At 66.4% G+C, this 13664-nt stretch carries 12 protein-coding genes; 8 read left to right on the forward strand and 4 right to left on the reverse strand.

The genetic code is table 11. From position 1 onward, the window contains the following. Window positions 1-128: 128 nt before the first annotated feature. A complete protein-coding gene (locus tag AC07VY_RS24695) occupies window positions 129-365 on the forward strand; it encodes a cysteine-rich CWC family protein (RefSeq protein ID WP_495099855.1) in 237 nt (78 codons plus the stop codon). Window positions 366-369: 4 nt separating this feature from the next. Next, the gene (locus AC07VY_RS24700) at window positions 370-1134 is read left to right on the forward strand and encodes a class II glutamine amidotransferase (RefSeq protein ID WP_495099854.1); all 765 of its coding nucleotides are present in this window, start codon (window positions 370-372) and stop codon (window positions 1132-1134) included. Window positions 1135-1272: 138 nt separating this feature from the next. On the opposite strand, the gene AC07VY_RS24705 is transcribed toward AC07VY_RS24700, so the two are convergent. Further along, complete coding sequence (locus AC07VY_RS24705) at window positions 1273-2484, reverse strand: phytanoyl-CoA dioxygenase family protein (protein WP_495099853.1); 1212 nt, start codon at window positions 2482-2484, stop codon at window positions 1273-1275. Between the two features lie 98 nt (window positions 2485-2582). Between AC07VY_RS24705 and AC07VY_RS24710 the strand changes: the two genes are divergently transcribed. After that, a complete protein-coding gene (locus AC07VY_RS24710) occupies window positions 2583-3599 on the forward strand; it encodes a LacI family DNA-binding transcriptional regulator (protein ID WP_495099852.1) in 1017 nt (338 codons plus the stop codon). 11 nt (window positions 3600-3610) lie between these two features. Here AC07VY_RS24710 and AC07VY_RS24715 read toward each other — a convergent pair whose 3' ends face one another. The 3 genes from AC07VY_RS24715 to AC07VY_RS24725 all read right to left on the reverse strand — a co-directional run bounded on the left by AC07VY_RS24715 (window position 3611) and on the right by AC07VY_RS24725 (window position 8369). Further along, the gene (locus AC07VY_RS24715) at window positions 3611-6079 is read right to left on the reverse strand and encodes a sensor domain-containing protein (protein WP_495099851.1); all 2469 of its coding nucleotides are present in this window, start codon (window positions 6077-6079) and stop codon (window positions 3611-3613) included. Window positions 6080-6213: 134 nt separating this feature from the next. Then, the gene (gene gshB, locus AC07VY_RS24720) at window positions 6214-7170 is read right to left on the reverse strand and encodes a glutathione synthase (RefSeq protein ID WP_495099850.1); all 957 of its coding nucleotides are present in this window, start codon (window positions 7168-7170) and stop codon (window positions 6214-6216) included. A 20-nt stretch (window positions 7171-7190) separates the two neighbouring features. Beyond that, a complete protein-coding gene (locus tag AC07VY_RS24725) occupies window positions 7191-8369 on the reverse strand; it encodes a benzoate/H(+) symporter BenE family transporter (RefSeq protein ID WP_495099849.1) in 1179 nt (392 codons plus the stop codon). A 76-nt stretch (window positions 8370-8445) separates the two neighbouring features. Here AC07VY_RS24725 and AC07VY_RS24730 point away from each other — a divergent pair, with 76 nt between their 5' ends. From AC07VY_RS24730 to AC07VY_RS24750, 5 genes are read left to right on the forward strand one after another with little or no spacing between them, the layout of a single operon-like run. Further along, window positions 8446-8958 (forward strand): MarR family winged helix-turn-helix transcriptional regulator, encoded by a 513-nt coding sequence (locus AC07VY_RS24730; protein WP_495099848.1) that lies wholly within the window; start codon window positions 8446-8448, stop codon window positions 8956-8958. Further along, window positions 8955-11003, forward strand: coding sequence for an FUSC family protein (locus tag AC07VY_RS24735; RefSeq protein WP_495099847.1), 2049 nt, complete (start codon window positions 8955-8957; stop codon window positions 11001-11003). The genes AC07VY_RS24730 and AC07VY_RS24735 overlap by 4 nt, the downstream gene beginning before the upstream one ends. Continuing rightward, entirely contained in the window at window positions 11000-11206 is a 207-nt protein-coding gene (locus AC07VY_RS24740) for a DUF1656 domain-containing protein (RefSeq protein ID WP_495099846.1), read from the forward strand. Before AC07VY_RS24735 ends, AC07VY_RS24740 begins: the two co-directional genes overlap by 4 nt. A 7-nt stretch (window positions 11207-11213) precedes the next feature. After that, on the forward strand, window positions 11214-12161 hold the full coding sequence (locus AC07VY_RS24745; protein WP_495099845.1) for an efflux RND transporter periplasmic adaptor subunit: 948 nt from the start codon (window positions 11214-11216) through the stop codon (window positions 12159-12161). 31 nt (window positions 12162-12192) lie between these two features. After that, window positions 12193-13638, forward strand: coding sequence for an efflux transporter outer membrane subunit (locus AC07VY_RS24750; protein WP_495099856.1), 1446 nt, complete (start codon window positions 12193-12195; stop codon window positions 13636-13638). Window positions 13639-13664 lie beyond the last annotated feature (26 nt).

Raw genomic sequence — 13664 nt, forward strand, 5'->3', positions numbered from 1 at the left:
TGCTGCGCGCGGCTGTGACGACCCGGCCACTTCCATTGACTGTTCTTCGATACTCTGAGGCAGGTAGCTAATCAGGCCGTTTTTTACCTAAACCCCAGCCGGCCAGCCCCTTCGCCTTAAGATTCCCCATGCCCGCCGATACGCCCCCTACAGCCCGCCTCCCCAGCCAGTGCCCGCTGTGCGGTCAGGCCAACCACTGCGCCCTGGAACTGGAGCGCAGCAGCGGCATTGCGCAACCCCCGTGCTGGTGCACAACACAAAGCGTGGCCCCGCAGGCGCTAGCCCAGTTGCCACCCGAGGCACTGAACCGGGCCTGCCTGTGCCCACGCTGTGCTGCGGGCCCCCTCTGCACGCCGAAAGACTGACCCCATGTGCCAACTGCTGGGAATGAACTGCAACACGCCGACCGACGTGGTGTTCAGCTTCAGCGGCTTCGCCGAACGCGGCGGCCGCACCGACCATCACAGCGACGGCTGGGGCATCGCCTTTTTTGAGGGCCGGGGCCTGCGCCATTTCGTGGACCACCAGGCGGCCTGCGAGTCGCCGGTGGCCGAGCTGATACGCCGCTACCCGATCCAGAGCCGCAACGTCATCGCCCACATCCGCAAAGCCACGCAAGGCGTGGTAGCGCTGGAGAACTGCCACCCCTTTGTGCGCGAACTCTGGGGCCGCTACTGGGTGTTTGCCCACAATGGTGATTTGAAAGACTTCCACCCCCGCCTGCACAGCAGCTTCCAACCGGTGGGCAATACCGACAGCGAACGCGCCTTCTGCTGGGTGATGCAAGAGCTGGCCAAGTCCCACGCTGGCGTGCCCAGCGTAGCCGAGCTGACCCTGACCCTGCGCGAGCTGGGCCAGCGCATCGCCCGCCACGGCACCTTCAACTTCCTGCTCAGCAACGGCGAGGCGCTGTGGGCCCATGCCTCCACGCAGCTGCACTACCTGGAGCGCCAGCATCCGTTCGCCCACGCCACGCTGAAGGACGAGGACCTGAGCGTCAACTTTGCCGAACACACCACCGCCCAGGACCGCGTGGCCCTGGTGGCCACCGCGCCGCTGACCACCAACGAGGCCTGGACGGCCTTCGCACCGGGCGAGCTGAAGGTGTTTGTGGACGGCGCACTGGTCAGCTAGCGGCTTCAAGTCAAATACACCTCTGGCGCAGGAAATACCTGCGCAAGCAGCTACCAAATCAATAGCGCATCAGTGTGACTCCGGTGACGGGGCATGCCACCGCACATGCGCCGTCCACGCAGCTGAAACCACCCAAACCTAGGACGTGGTTTTCTTCTTGTCCGCTTGCTGCTGCAGAGCCTGGTTCAATTGCGGCGCCGGCCACTGCTCCGCCAGGGCGCGCAACACCAGGCCTTGCTGGCTCTCCGGCGCCAGACCACCCAGGGGCGGATCGCGGTCCAGATTGCTCGGGAAGGCATAGCCCTCGGCGCAGGCGGCGACGGCGCAGGCCAGGGCTGCGTCCGTTACAGCACCCGCCTGTTGCAGTGCACGCAGCGCCGGGTACAGCACCTGCACCATGCGCTGCCGGTCCACCGACTCCATGGCGCGGCCGAAGGCTGAGGACACCTGCAGCAGATTTGCCATACGGCAGATATCGGTAGATCGGTTATGGCCCGCGGCGTGCATCAACGCGGGGTTGAAAAACACCGCATCGCCCTTGCGCAGCGGCAGCTGCACATGGTGGGCATCAAAATACGCCTGGAACTCCGGCTGACCCGCCACCAGATAGCCCGGCAGGTATTTGTGCGAATGCGGCAGGTACAGCGTGGGGCCGCTGTGCAGCGGCATGTCCACGTGCGCCACCGCGCCCTGTAGCGTCAGATAGGGCGACAGGCGGTGCACCGGCGCCGGGTAGCGCGCCGCCTGCGCGGCGGTCAAAAAGCCCAGGTGGTAGTCGCGGTGCGCCATCTGCGCTGCGCCGCCAGGGTTCACACTATTGATCTGCGAGGTCATCTGGTAGGCCGGGCCCAACCAGGCCTCGCAGACCAGTGCCAGCAGCTCATTGCCGTAGTAGGCGGCGAATACCTCGGGCGCTTCCACACAAAACTTCTCCAGCGCATTCCACACCCGGTCGTTGGCGCCAGGCTTGGCGAAATGGTCAGCCTTGGCGCCCAGCAGTCGCTCGGCGGCAATCATGCGCAAGAACACGGCGGTGGCGGCGTCCACCACGGCCAGGTCGGCAAACAGGCCTTGCAAGGCCAGCACGCCCGGACCGTCACTCCACACCCAGCTCCATTCGGCCATCAGCTGCTGCTGGAAGAGCACCGGCTGGGAAGTCGCCGCCATCTGCTGGCGCAACTGCACGCAGTCGTACTGCGGCACGCCCATGTCCACCCCGCTGGCCAGCGGGTAATCGGCGGGATTGGCGGGGGTGCGCAGCACCGCATCCAGCTCGGCCACCGTGCAGTCTTCGGGTCTGAGCCAGTGGTGCGAGCGGGATGCGGCTGTGTCGTTTTGCAGGGAGGGCATGGCTGGAGTCCATCGGTGAAAGATGCGCCAGTGTAGGTATTGCAGATGAATAATAGGGACTCAAAGCCTTCAAAAACACCTCAAAGATCCATCAAAAAATGGCCCATACGCACCTTCTGAAAGACATCGCCTCGCAGGCCGGCACCAGTCTGGCCACGGTGGACCGGGTGTTAAACCAGCGCGGTGGTGTGCGCCAGCACACGGTGCGGCGGGTGGAGCAGGCGCTGCAGGAGCTGGACCGGCAGAAGAACCAGGTCGGCCTGGTGGGGCGCAAGTTCTGGGTGGATGTGGTGATGCAGGCGCCACAGCGCTTCAGCCTGCTGGTACGCACGGCGCTGGAGCAGGTGCTGCCGGGCCTGCACCCGGCCATCTTCCGCGCCCGCTACCACCTGGGCGAGGACCAAGCCACCACGCAGCTGGTGGCCACGCTGGACAAGATCCTGCAGCAGGGTAGCCACGGCGTGCTGCTAAAGGCCCCCGATGTGCCCGAGGTATCCCAAGCCGTTGCCCGCCTGCAGGCCAAGGGCATTCCTGTGGTGACGCTGGTGACCGACCTGCCGGGTTCGGCACGCCTTGCCTATGTGGGCATGGACAACCGCGCCGCCGGCCACACCGCGGCCTACCTGGTGTCGCAGTGGCTGGGTAAGCGCAAAACCGGCGTGCTGGTGTCCATCAGCAGCAACCGCTTCCGGGGCGAGGAGGAGCGGGAAATTGGCTTTCGCCAGGCCGTGCGCTCCCAGTTCAAAAACCTGGTGCTGCACGAGGTAAGCGAGGGACTAGGACTGCACGATGCCACGGTAGCCCTGGTGCGCAAGCGGCTCAAGCAGCTACCGGATGTAGAAGCGGTGTATTCCATTGGCGGCGCCAACGCGGCGATACAGCAAGCCTTCGCGCAGCTGCAGCGCCCATGCCGGGTGTTCATCGCCCACGACCTAGATGCCGACAACCTGGCGCTACTGCGCGACGGCACTCTGCAGGCCGTGCTGCACCACGATCTGCAACAAGACATGCGCCAGGCCTGCTTGCACATCATGGCGGCGCATGGTGCGGCGCCGGCCGGCATCTCAACCACCTCGTCCGCCGTGCAGGTGGTGACGCCTTACAACCTGCCCTGACCGCTGCGGGCCTATGCCGCGCGCTGTATTGGCAACACCAGTTGGCTGCTGGGCACGGGCCGCCCGAAGTAGTAGCCCTGGTAGGCATCGCAGCCTATATTGGCCAGGAATGCATGCTGGCCTTGCGTCTCCACACCCTCGGCCACCACGCGCAAACCCAGGCTGTGGCCCATGTCCACGATGGTGCGGGCGATGACGGCATCGCTGGGGTCGGTCAGCAGGTCGCGCACAAAGGATTTGTCGATCTTCAGTTGGTCCAGCGGCAGGCGCTTCAAGGAGCTCAGCGAGGAAAAGCCTGTCCCAAAGTCATCCAGCGACATGCGTACACCGTAAGCCTTGATGGCATTCATCTTGGCCACCACCTCCTCCACGTCATGCATCAGCATGCTTTCAGTGATCTCCAGCTTCAGGCGGTCCGGGTTGGCCCCCGTCGCTTGCAGCGCGGTGCTGACGGTGGACACGAAGTCGGCCTTGGAAAACTGTGCGGCGCTGACGTTGACCGCCACCGTCCAGTGCGCCGTGTCCGGCTGCCTGGCCCAGGCCACCAGCTGGGCACAGGCGGCTTCCAGTACCCACTGACCCAGCGGCAGGATCAGGCCGGACTCTTCGGCAATCGGAATGAACGCGGCGGGCAACACCAGGCCGCGTGTCGGATGCTGCCAACGCACCAGCGCTTCGGTGCCAATGGTGCGCACGGTGCCGTCAGCATGGGTTTCCACCTGAACCTGGTAGTACAGGAGGAACTCGCCACGCACCAACCCTTGGCGCAGGTCTTTTTCCAGCTGCGCCCGGGCCGCCGCGGCAGCCTGCATGGCGGGCTCGTAAAAACGCGCCACGTTGCGGCCCGCCGCTTTGGCCTGGTACATGGCGATGTCGGCTTTCTTCAACAGCTCGTCGATGGATTCGTTGTCTTGGACGAAAACCACGATGCCTATGCTGGGCGTGCTGTGGTGCCGGTGTTTGCCCAGCGCATAGGGCTCGCCCAGGGTGTGCAGAATCTTGCTGGCCACCATCTCGGCCTGGGCTGCGGCCTCCGGGCCATGCGGGCTCAGTGCTTCCAGTAGCAGCACAAACTCGTCGCCCCCCAGCCGCGCCACGCTGTCGCCTTCGCGCACACAGGAGGTGAGCCGCTGCGCCACCTCTTGCAGCAGCATGTCGCCCACATCATGGCCCAGGGTGTCGTTGAGCTGCTTGAAGTTATCCAGATCCAGGAACAACACGGCCGCATGTTGCAGCGTACGGGCGGTGCCGAGCTGGGCATGGCGCAGCCGGTCCAGCAGCAGGCGCCGGTTCGGCAGGCCGGTCAACGGGTCGTAAAACGCCAGACGGCGGATTTCCTCCTCGTTCTGGTGGCGCTTGGTGTTGTCGCGGATGACACCGATGAAATGCGTCAAGGTCCCCCGCGCATCGCGCACCGGCGAGATGGTTAACTCGTCCCAGAAGGTGCTGCCGTCCTTGCGGTAGTGCAGGATGTCGCCGTAGTAGTTCGAGCCGTAGGCCATGTTCAGGCGCATCGCATCCACGGAATCCAGGGCCGTATCCGGCCCCTGCAGCAAGTCCCAGGTCCGGCCCATGGCCTCGGCGGGAGCGTAGCCGGTGATGCTGGAGAAGGCGTCGTTCACCGACACGATGCGCTGCTGCGGGTCGGCGATCACCACGCCTTGCGAGATCGCCTTCAGCGACTGGTGGCTGACACGCAACTGCTGCTGCTCCTGCTGGCGCGCGGTGATGTCCACCATCATCCCGCGCAGCCATTTGGGTTTGCCGTCCTGCATGGCGATCTTGGTGCTGTCGTGTATCCACACCACGCTGCCGTCCCGCTTGATGAAGCGGTACTGGAACTCATGGTCCTCGCCACGGGCAATGCAGTCGGATGAATACTGCATGGCATGCCGGCGGTCTTCCGGATGGATGTGGTTGGCCCAGAAATCAGGCGTCAGCCAGTCTTCCGACGGATAACCCAACAGACGCTCGGCGCTTTTGCTGATGAAGGTGTTGTTGAAGGTAGTGGCTTCAGCCTCCCACACAATGCCGTCGGTGAAATCCACCAGATCGCGGAAGCGCTGGTCATAGGCCTGCAGGTCAGCATAGGCCTGGCGGCTATCTGTCACGTCCTGTATGACTTCGATCAAGAATTGCGGTTGGCCCGCAGCGTCAAACAGCGGCGTTTTCAGACTGTGCAGCAGGCGGTTTTTCCCATCCACAGGGCTGCAATACACCGACTCAAAAGAAGCCGTCACGCCGCTGGCGAATACCTTGGCATCAGCGGCCAGAGAATCGGCCACCTGCTCCGGCGAAAAAACCGGCTCGCCGTGGCCGCCACGCAATGCATCGCCGGTCGTGCCAAACAAGGCTTCAAACGCCTGGTTGGCGAACAGGTAGCGGCTGCCAGCATCCTTGACACACACCGGCATGGCCATACCCACCAGCCAGCGCTGTAGGCTGGCAGGGTCGGGACCGGGTGGGGTTTGTTCTGGCATCAATGGGCGGCTGGAAGTTTACAAAGATGATAAGTGCCCACCACGCGCACAAACAACTCTTGCTTGCGCGGATTTACCCTCTGCCGCGGGCTTTCGGCCGCAGCGTGAATAAAGTCAGGCTTTTCGGCGCCGCGCTAGGCCAGCGCGGCTTCCAGCGCGTCGACAAACAGCGCCGCCACGTCACAGCCGGTCTGGTCGAAAATTTCCTGGAAGCAGGTGGGGCTGGTGACATTGATCTCGGTCACGCTGTCGCCAATCACATCCACGCCCACCAGCAGCAGGCCGCGCGCGGCCAGGATGGGGCCCAGGGCTTCGCCGATCTCGCGGTCCCTCGCCGACAGTGGCTGGGCTACGCCCTTGCCGCCGGCGGCCAGGTTGCCGCGCACCTCACCGCCCTGCGGAATGCGTGCCAGGCAAAACGGTACGGGCTTGCCGCCAATCACCAGCACGCGCTTATCGCCCTGGGCGATGGCAGGGAGAAACTTCTGCACCATCACGCTCTCGGCGCCGTTCTTGTTCAGCGTCTCAATGATGCTGCCCAGGTTCAGCCCGTCTTCCTTGACACGAAAGATGCCCATGCCGCCCATGCCGTCCAGCGGCTTGAGGATCACGTCCTTGTGTTCGGCATGGAAGCGGCGAATCGCCTCGGCGCTGCGCGTCACCAGCGTCGGCCCGCTGAACTGCGGGAACTCCATGACGGCCAGCTTTTCCGGGTGGTCGCGCAGCGCGCGCGGCTTGTTGAAGACCTTGGCGCCTTCGCGCTCGGCCTGCTCCAGCAGGTGCGTGGCGTAGAAGAATTCGGAATCGAACGGCGGGTCCTTGCGCATGATGATGGCGCCGAAGTCTTTCAGCGCGCGCGGGCTGCCCGCAAACAGCGGCTGGCTGACGCTGAACCAGTCGGTCTTGTCACCCGTGAGGTGGATGTCGCGCACCTGGGCCGTCACCACGCCGCCGGTCTGCCACTGCAGGTCTAGCGGCTCGCAGGCCGAGATGGTGTGGCCGCGGCGCTGGGCCTCGCGCATCATCACGAAGGTGCTGTCTTTGTATATCTTGAAAGACTCAAGCGGGTCGGCGACGAAGAGGATATTCATGGGAGCTTTCAAACAGGATGTCACACAGCGGGACGGCGGTACTGTTGCACAAACAGCGCCAGCGCGCCGGCCACCACGCCCCAAAAGGCCGAGCCGACGCCGGCTATCACCACGCCACTGAGCGTGACCAGGAAAGTGATGGTAGCGGCCTCGCGGTGCTGGATGTCGTGCAGCGCCGCCGACAGCGCATTGCCAATCGTGCCCAGCAAGGCCAGCCCGGCGATGGCGGCGATCAGCTCGCGCGGGAAGGCTGTCAATAGGCCGGTGATGGCCGCGCCAAAGATGCCGATCAACACGTAGATCAGGCCGCACGACACGGCGGCGGTATAGCGTTTGGCCTTGTCGGCATGCGCCTCGGGGCCCATGCAGATGGCGGCGGTGATGGAGCTCAGGCACAGCGCATAGCCGCCAAACGGCGCCAGCACCAGCGTCGCCAGGCCGGTGATGCTGATCAGCTTGGAGATCGGCATGGGGTAGCCGGCCGCGCGTATCGCCGCCACGCCGGGCAGGTTCTGTGAGGCCATGGTCACCACGAACAGCGGCAAGGCCATGCCGATGGTGGCAGCCCAGCTGAACTGCGGTGTGACCCACACCGGGCTTGCCAAGGAAAATACGATGCTGGCGCCCGCCACTTCTCCGCGAGCAGCTACAAAAGCAATAGCAACCAGCAGCGTCAGCACCACCGCATAACGTGGCAGCCAGCGCCGCGCCAGCAGGTACACGGCCAGCATCAGCAACACCAGCGGCAAGGCGCTCTGGGCGGCGGCAAAACCGTTCATCCCGAAGCGCGCCAGCACGCCGGCCAGCAGCGCGGCGGCGATCGCCATGGGGATGCGGTCCATCACCTTCTCGAACCAGCCGGTCACGCCACACAGCGTGATCAGCGCCGCGCTGACCATGAAAGCCCCCACCGCCTCGGCCATGCTGAAGCCCCCAGCCACTGCCGCCGTAGCCACCACCGCCGCACCGGGCGTGGACCAGGCCACCATCACCGGCATGCGCAGCCACAGCGATGGCAGCAGCGTGCACAGCCCCATGCCCAGGCCCAGCGCCCACATCCAGGAGGTGGTTTGCTCGGACGTAGCGTGCAAGGCCTGCGCGGCCTGGAAAACGATGGCCACGGAACTGGTGAAACCCACCAACACGGCCACAAAGCCGGCGGTGGCGGCCGAAAGATTGGTGTCTCTGAAAAATCGCATGCGGCATTGTCCCCGACGCACGAAATCGCAAAACCCGCTAAACTAGATAGCAAGCTAACTAATTTAATATTCCACCATGTCCACCCCATCCCCCGCAGACAGCGCCCAGCGCACGGCGTCCCTGATGGCTTTGTCGGTGTCCCTGGCCGGCCTGCAGCGCGGCTACAGGGCGGCGGTGGACAAGACCGTGGCCCACGCCGGCTTGTCGCAGGCACTGGCCCTGCCGCTGGTGATGATCGGCCGCCATGGCGACGGCCTGCGCCAGGGTGTCCTGGCCAACCTGCTGAACATCGAAGGCCCGTCCCTGGTGCGCTCCATTGCCCAGCTGGAAAAGTCCGGCCTCATCAGCTGCCAGGAAGACCCAGCCGACCGCCGCGCCAAGACGCTGCACATGACGCCGACCGGTGCAGTCGCCCGCGCCCACATCGAAGCCGCCCTGGAAGACATGCGCGCCGTGCTGTACGAAGGCGTCAGCGACGAAGACGTGGCCGCCTGCCTGCGCGTCTTTGCCACGCTGGAACAACGCCTGGGCCGCAAGAGCAGTGCCGAGCTCGGCATGGCAGTCCCCGCCAAAGCCGACACGCCATGAAGCTGCCGCGCTTCAGCCATGCCGAAGTCCTGTTTTCTCTCAAGACCTTTGGCTCCGGCATGCTGGCCATGTATATCGCCAACCGGGCCGGCCTGCCGCGCCCGTTCTGGACGCTGCTGACGGCCTACGTAGTGGCCAACCCGCTGGCCGGCGCAGTGCGCTCCAAGGCGCTGTTCCGCTTCCTGGGCACCTTGCTGGGCAGCAGCGCTGCCGTGTTGCTGGTGCCCACGCTGTCCAACGCACCCGAGCTGCTGACCCTGGCGCTGGCCTTGTGGACCGGCCTGTGCCTGTTTATCTCGCTGCTCGACCGCACACCGCGCGCCTACATCTTTCTGCTGGCCGGCTACACCGCTGCGCTGATCGGCTTCCCCTCGGTGCAGGCGCCGCTGCAGATGTTCGACACCGCCGTGGCCCGGGTGGAAGAAATCGGCCTGGCCATCCTCTGCGCCAGCCTGGTGCACAGCATCGTCCTGCCCACCAGCCTGGCTCCGACCCTGCTGGGGCTGATGGACCGCACCCTGGGCGACGCCCAACGCTGGTTGCGCGACCTGCTGCGCCCCGGCCCACGCCAAGGTAGCCACGACCCGCACGCATTGGGTGCCGACCGGCGCCGGCCGGCGATGGACATCACCCAGCTGCGCCTGCTGTCTACCCACGTACCGTTTGACACCACCCATCTGCGCTGGACCGCCGACGCCATCCGCGCCATGCAGGACCGCGTCGCCGCGCTGACGCCCACGCTGTCCTCCGTCGAAGACCGGCTGGCCGCGCTGGAGCAAGCCCAAGGCGGCACGCTAAGCGCCGACGTCTCCGCGCTGCTGGCACAGATAGGCCGCTGGCTGGAAGCTGCCACGCCAGACCAGTCGGCGGAACTGCCCGCGCTGCAAGCCGCCATCCATGCCATCGCCGAGCAACCCGCACTACCAGCCTGGGAGCGCGCGTTGCGCATGGGCCTGGCCGCCGGGCTGGAAGAACTGGTGCAAGGCTGGCGCGCCTGCGCCCAGCTGCGGCGCGACATCGACGCCGGCCTGTCGGGTACAGCCATGCCACGCCACCAGGCCAGCAGCAACCGCGTGCTGCACCGCGACTACGGCATGGCCCTGCTGTCGGCATTGGCTGCAGTGCTGGCGATCTGCCTGTGCAGTGCCTTCTGGATCGCCACCGGCTGGTCCTCCGGCTCGGCCGCCGCGATGATGGCTGCGGTGTTCTGCAGCTTCTTCGCCAGCATGGATGACCCGGTGCCGGCCATCCACGGTTTCCTGAAATTCACGTTGTGGTCCATGCCCATCTCCATCGTCTACGTGCTGGTACTGCTGCCCCTGGTGCACGACTTTGGCATGCTGGTGATGGTCTGCGCACCGCTGTTTCTACTGGCTGGCTGCTACATGGCCCGCCCCGCCACCATGGGCAGTGCACTCGCCCTGCTGTTCGGCGTGGCCGGCACCCTGTCGCTGCACGACACCTCGAATGTGGACCTGGCGGTGTTCTTCAACTCCCTGGCCGGACAGATCGTCGGCATTGTGGTGGCCGCCCGGGTGACCCGGTTGGTTCGCTCGGTAGGTGCGGAATGGAGCGCCCGCCGCATCCAGCGCGCCATCTGGCGCGAACTGGGCGACATGGCCGCCGCCCGCGGCGCGCCAGGCAATGCCGACTACACCGTGCGCATGCTGGACCGCATCGGCCTGCTGGCGCCGCGCGTGGCCCTGGCCAGTCCAGACGACCCGAACCTGGTGACGAATGACGCCCTGCGCGACCTGCGTGTCGGCATGGACATCGCTGGTCTGCAGGGCAGCCGCGACCAGTTGCCGGCGCAGTCCGTCGGCACGGTACTGGTCAGCATGGCCCGCTTCTTCCGCCAGCGCGGCGCCGGCCGCAGCAGCCCCTGGCCTGCCAGCCTGCTGGCGCATATAGACCATAGCCTGGCCGCCGCCCTGGCCAGCCCGCATGCCGACGGCCGCAACGCCGTGACTGCGCTGGTCGGCCTGCGCCGCAACCTGTTTCCCCATGCCCCAGCGGCACTCAGCCCCGAAGGAGCCCCCACATGATCGGCCAAACCAATGTTTACGGCCTGTACCTGCCCTGGCTGATGCTGCTGGCCCTGGGCGCCCTGTTCGCGCTCTGGGGCGTGCGCAGGCTGTTGGCCAGCGCCGGCCTGTACCGCTGGGTCTGGCACCCGGCACTGTTCGACCTCGCCCTGTATGTGCTGCTGCTGTATGCGATCAGCCGCGCCTCCGCTCTTTTGCACTAAGTTCATCATGACAAGCTCTACCTCCACCCCCACCACCTGGGCCCTGCGCGGCGCCCGCATCCTCATCACCCTGCTGATGGTGGCCGCCGCCATCTGGGCCGCGCTGCGCCTGTGGGACCACTATGAACTGGCGCCCTGGACGCGCGACGGCCGGGTGCGCGCCAATGTGGTCCAGGTGGCAGCCGATGTGTCCGGCCTGGTCACCACCGTCGCCGTGCACGACAACCAGCAGGTGCATGCCGGCGAGCTGCTGTTTGAAGTGGACCGCGCCCGCTACGCGCTGGCCCTGCGCCAGGCCCAGGCCGTGCTGGGTGCCCAGCGCATTGCCCTGGCCCAGGCGCAACGCGAAAGCGAGCGCGATGCCGGCCTGGGCACCCTGGTGTCGCAAGAGCTGCGCGAACAAGCCCGCACCCGCGCCGACCAGGCCCAGGCCACCGTGGCCCAGGGCGAACTGGCGGTCGACGCCGCCCGGCTGAACCTGGAACGCGCCCTGGTGCGCGCGCCCAGCGACGGCTGGATCACCAACCTGGACCTACACACCGGCAGCTACGCCAGCGCCGGCCACCCGGTACTGGCCCTGGTGGACGAACGCTCCTTTTACGTAGAGGGCTACTTTGAAGAAACCAAGCTGGCCCGCATCCACGTGGGCGACCGCGTGGGCGTGACCCCCATGGGCGGCGGCGCAGCCCTGCCCGGCGTGGTGGAAAGCGTGGCCGCGGGCATTGCCGACCACGACCGCAGCCCCAGCAGCAACCTGCTACCCAATGTGAACCCGACCTTCAACTGGGTGCGCCTGCCGCAGCGCATACCGGTGCGCATCCAGCTGGACCCACTGCCCGCAGGCGTGCGCCTGGTGGCCGGCGAAACCGTCACCGTGCAGGTGCAGGAAGAGGCCACGCCCGAAAAAACCAAGCCCCTGGCCAGCAACGCCGCACCGGCCGCACCCAAAGGTTGAAGCCATGCAAGCGATATTCCGCCCTACACCCATGCGGCCGCTGCTGGCTTTGCTGGCTGCAACCGCACTGGCATCCCTGGCGGCCTGTAGCACCGCCCCCGTAGGCCCCGATTACCAGCTGCCGCCACAGGCGCTGGCTAGCCAGCCAGCCGCCACCAAGCCCTTTGCCGGTGTGGACGGGCAGGCCCCGTTCTCTGCCCAGCCCCTGCCCGCCCACTGGTGGCGGCTGTACCAGGACCCGCTGCTGGACCGGCTGGTGCAGCAGGCCCTGGAGCACAACACCGACCTGCGCCAGGCCGTGGCCAACCTGGAGCGTGTGCGCTCCCTGGAAAACGAAGCTGCCGGCGCCCAAAAGCCCAGCTTGAACGCCAAGGCCGGCCCCGAGTTCGGCCATGTGTCCGGCCTGTCGCTGCTACACAAAGACTACGAGCCACCGAATAGCTATCTGTACAGCGCCAGCGCCGGCCTGTCCTACCAGGTCGATCTGTTCGGCCAGATCCGCCGCGGCATCGAGGCCGCCAACGCCGCCGGCGATGGCGCCCAGGCCGCACTGGACCTGGCCCGCATCAACGTGGCCGCCGGCACCACCCGCGCCTATGCCGAGGTCTGCTCCAGCGGGCTGCGCATCGCCGCCACCGAGAAATCCATCACCCTACAAAAAGAGGCGGTAGACATCTCCGAGAAGCTGCAGCAAGCCGGCCGCGCCGGCAGCCTGGACGCCGGCCGCGCCCGCGGCCAGCTGCAGCAGTTGAACGCCAGCCTGCCGCCGCTGCAGGCCGAGCGCCAAAGCGCGCTGTACCGACTGGCCACACTCACCGGTGCGCTGCCGCAGGACTTCCCGCGCGACGTGGCCGGCTGCAGCACGCCGCCGCAAGTCGCCGGCACGCTGCCAGTGGGCGACGGTGCGGCCCTGCTGCGCCGCCGGCCCGACATCCGGCAGGCCGAACGCAACCTGGCCGAAGCCACGGCCCGCATCGGCGTGGTCACGGCCGACCTGTACCCCAAGATCAGCTTTGGCCTGCAAGGCGCGTCCGAAGGCGAGGCCGTGGGCTTTGGCCGCAAGGACACGCTGAGCTGGGGCATAGGCCCGCTGATCAGCTGGAGCATCCCCATCAACGGCGTGGTACAGGCCCGCATCGCCCAGGCCGAGGCGACCACCCGTGGCGCGCTGGCCAAGTTCGACGGTACGGTGCTGACCGCCCTGCGCGAGACCGAGACCGCCCTGAACAACTACGCCCGCGAACTCGACCGCCACGCCGCGCTGCAAGCTGCCGCCCGAGAAAACGCCGCCGTGGCCCAGCAAGCCCGCCAGCTCTACCGCAACGGCAAGACGGGCTACCTGGAAGCCCTGGACGCCGAGCGCGCCCTGGCCAGCAGCGAGGCCGCCCTGGCCGCGTCCCAGGCCCAGCTGGCCGACGACCAGGTGCTACTGTTTCTGGCCCTGGGCGGCGGCTGGGAGCCGGATGCAGCGTCCTGAGACATTTAAAGAAAAACAGGCTCCAG

It is taken from the genome of Rhodoferax sp. GW821-FHT02C08 (genome assembly GCF_059421805.1).

Coding starts and splice junctions, on each gene's coding strand:
- AC07VY_RS24695 (WP_495099855.1), top strand. CDS start 129: ATGCCCGCCGATACGCCCCCTACAGCCCGCCTCCCCAGCCAGTGCCCG.
- AC07VY_RS24700 (WP_495099854.1), top strand. CDS start 370: ATGTGCCAACTGCTGGGAATGAACTGCAACACGCCGACCGACGTGGTG.
- AC07VY_RS24725 (WP_495099849.1), bottom strand. CDS start 8,369: ATGCGATTTTTCAGAGACACCAATCTTTCGGCCGCCACCGCCGGCTTT.
- AC07VY_RS24750 (WP_495099856.1), top strand. CDS start 12,193: ATGCGGCCGCTGCTGGCTTTGCTGGCTGCAACCGCACTGGCATCCCTG.
- gshB (WP_495099850.1), bottom strand. CDS start 7,170: ATGAATATCCTCTTCGTCGCCGACCCGCTTGAGTCTTTCAAGATATAC.
- AC07VY_RS24715 (WP_495099851.1), bottom strand. CDS start 6,079: ATGCCAGAACAAACCCCACCCGGTCCCGACCCTGCCAGCCTACAGCGC.
- AC07VY_RS24735 (WP_495099847.1), top strand. CDS start 8,955: ATGAAGCTGCCGCGCTTCAGCCATGCCGAAGTCCTGTTTTCTCTCAAG.
- AC07VY_RS24730 (WP_495099848.1), top strand. CDS start 8,446: ATGTCCACCCCATCCCCCGCAGACAGCGCCCAGCGCACGGCGTCCCTG.
- AC07VY_RS24710 (WP_495099852.1), top strand. CDS start 2,583: ATGGCCCATACGCACCTTCTGAAAGACATCGCCTCGCAGGCCGGCACC.
- AC07VY_RS24745 (WP_495099845.1), top strand. CDS start 11,214: ATGACAAGCTCTACCTCCACCCCCACCACCTGGGCCCTGCGCGGCGCC.
- AC07VY_RS24740 (WP_495099846.1), top strand. CDS start 11,000: ATGATCGGCCAAACCAATGTTTACGGCCTGTACCTGCCCTGGCTGATG.
- AC07VY_RS24705 (WP_495099853.1), bottom strand. CDS start 2,484: ATGCCCTCCCTGCAAAACGACACAGCCGCATCCCGCTCGCACCACTGG.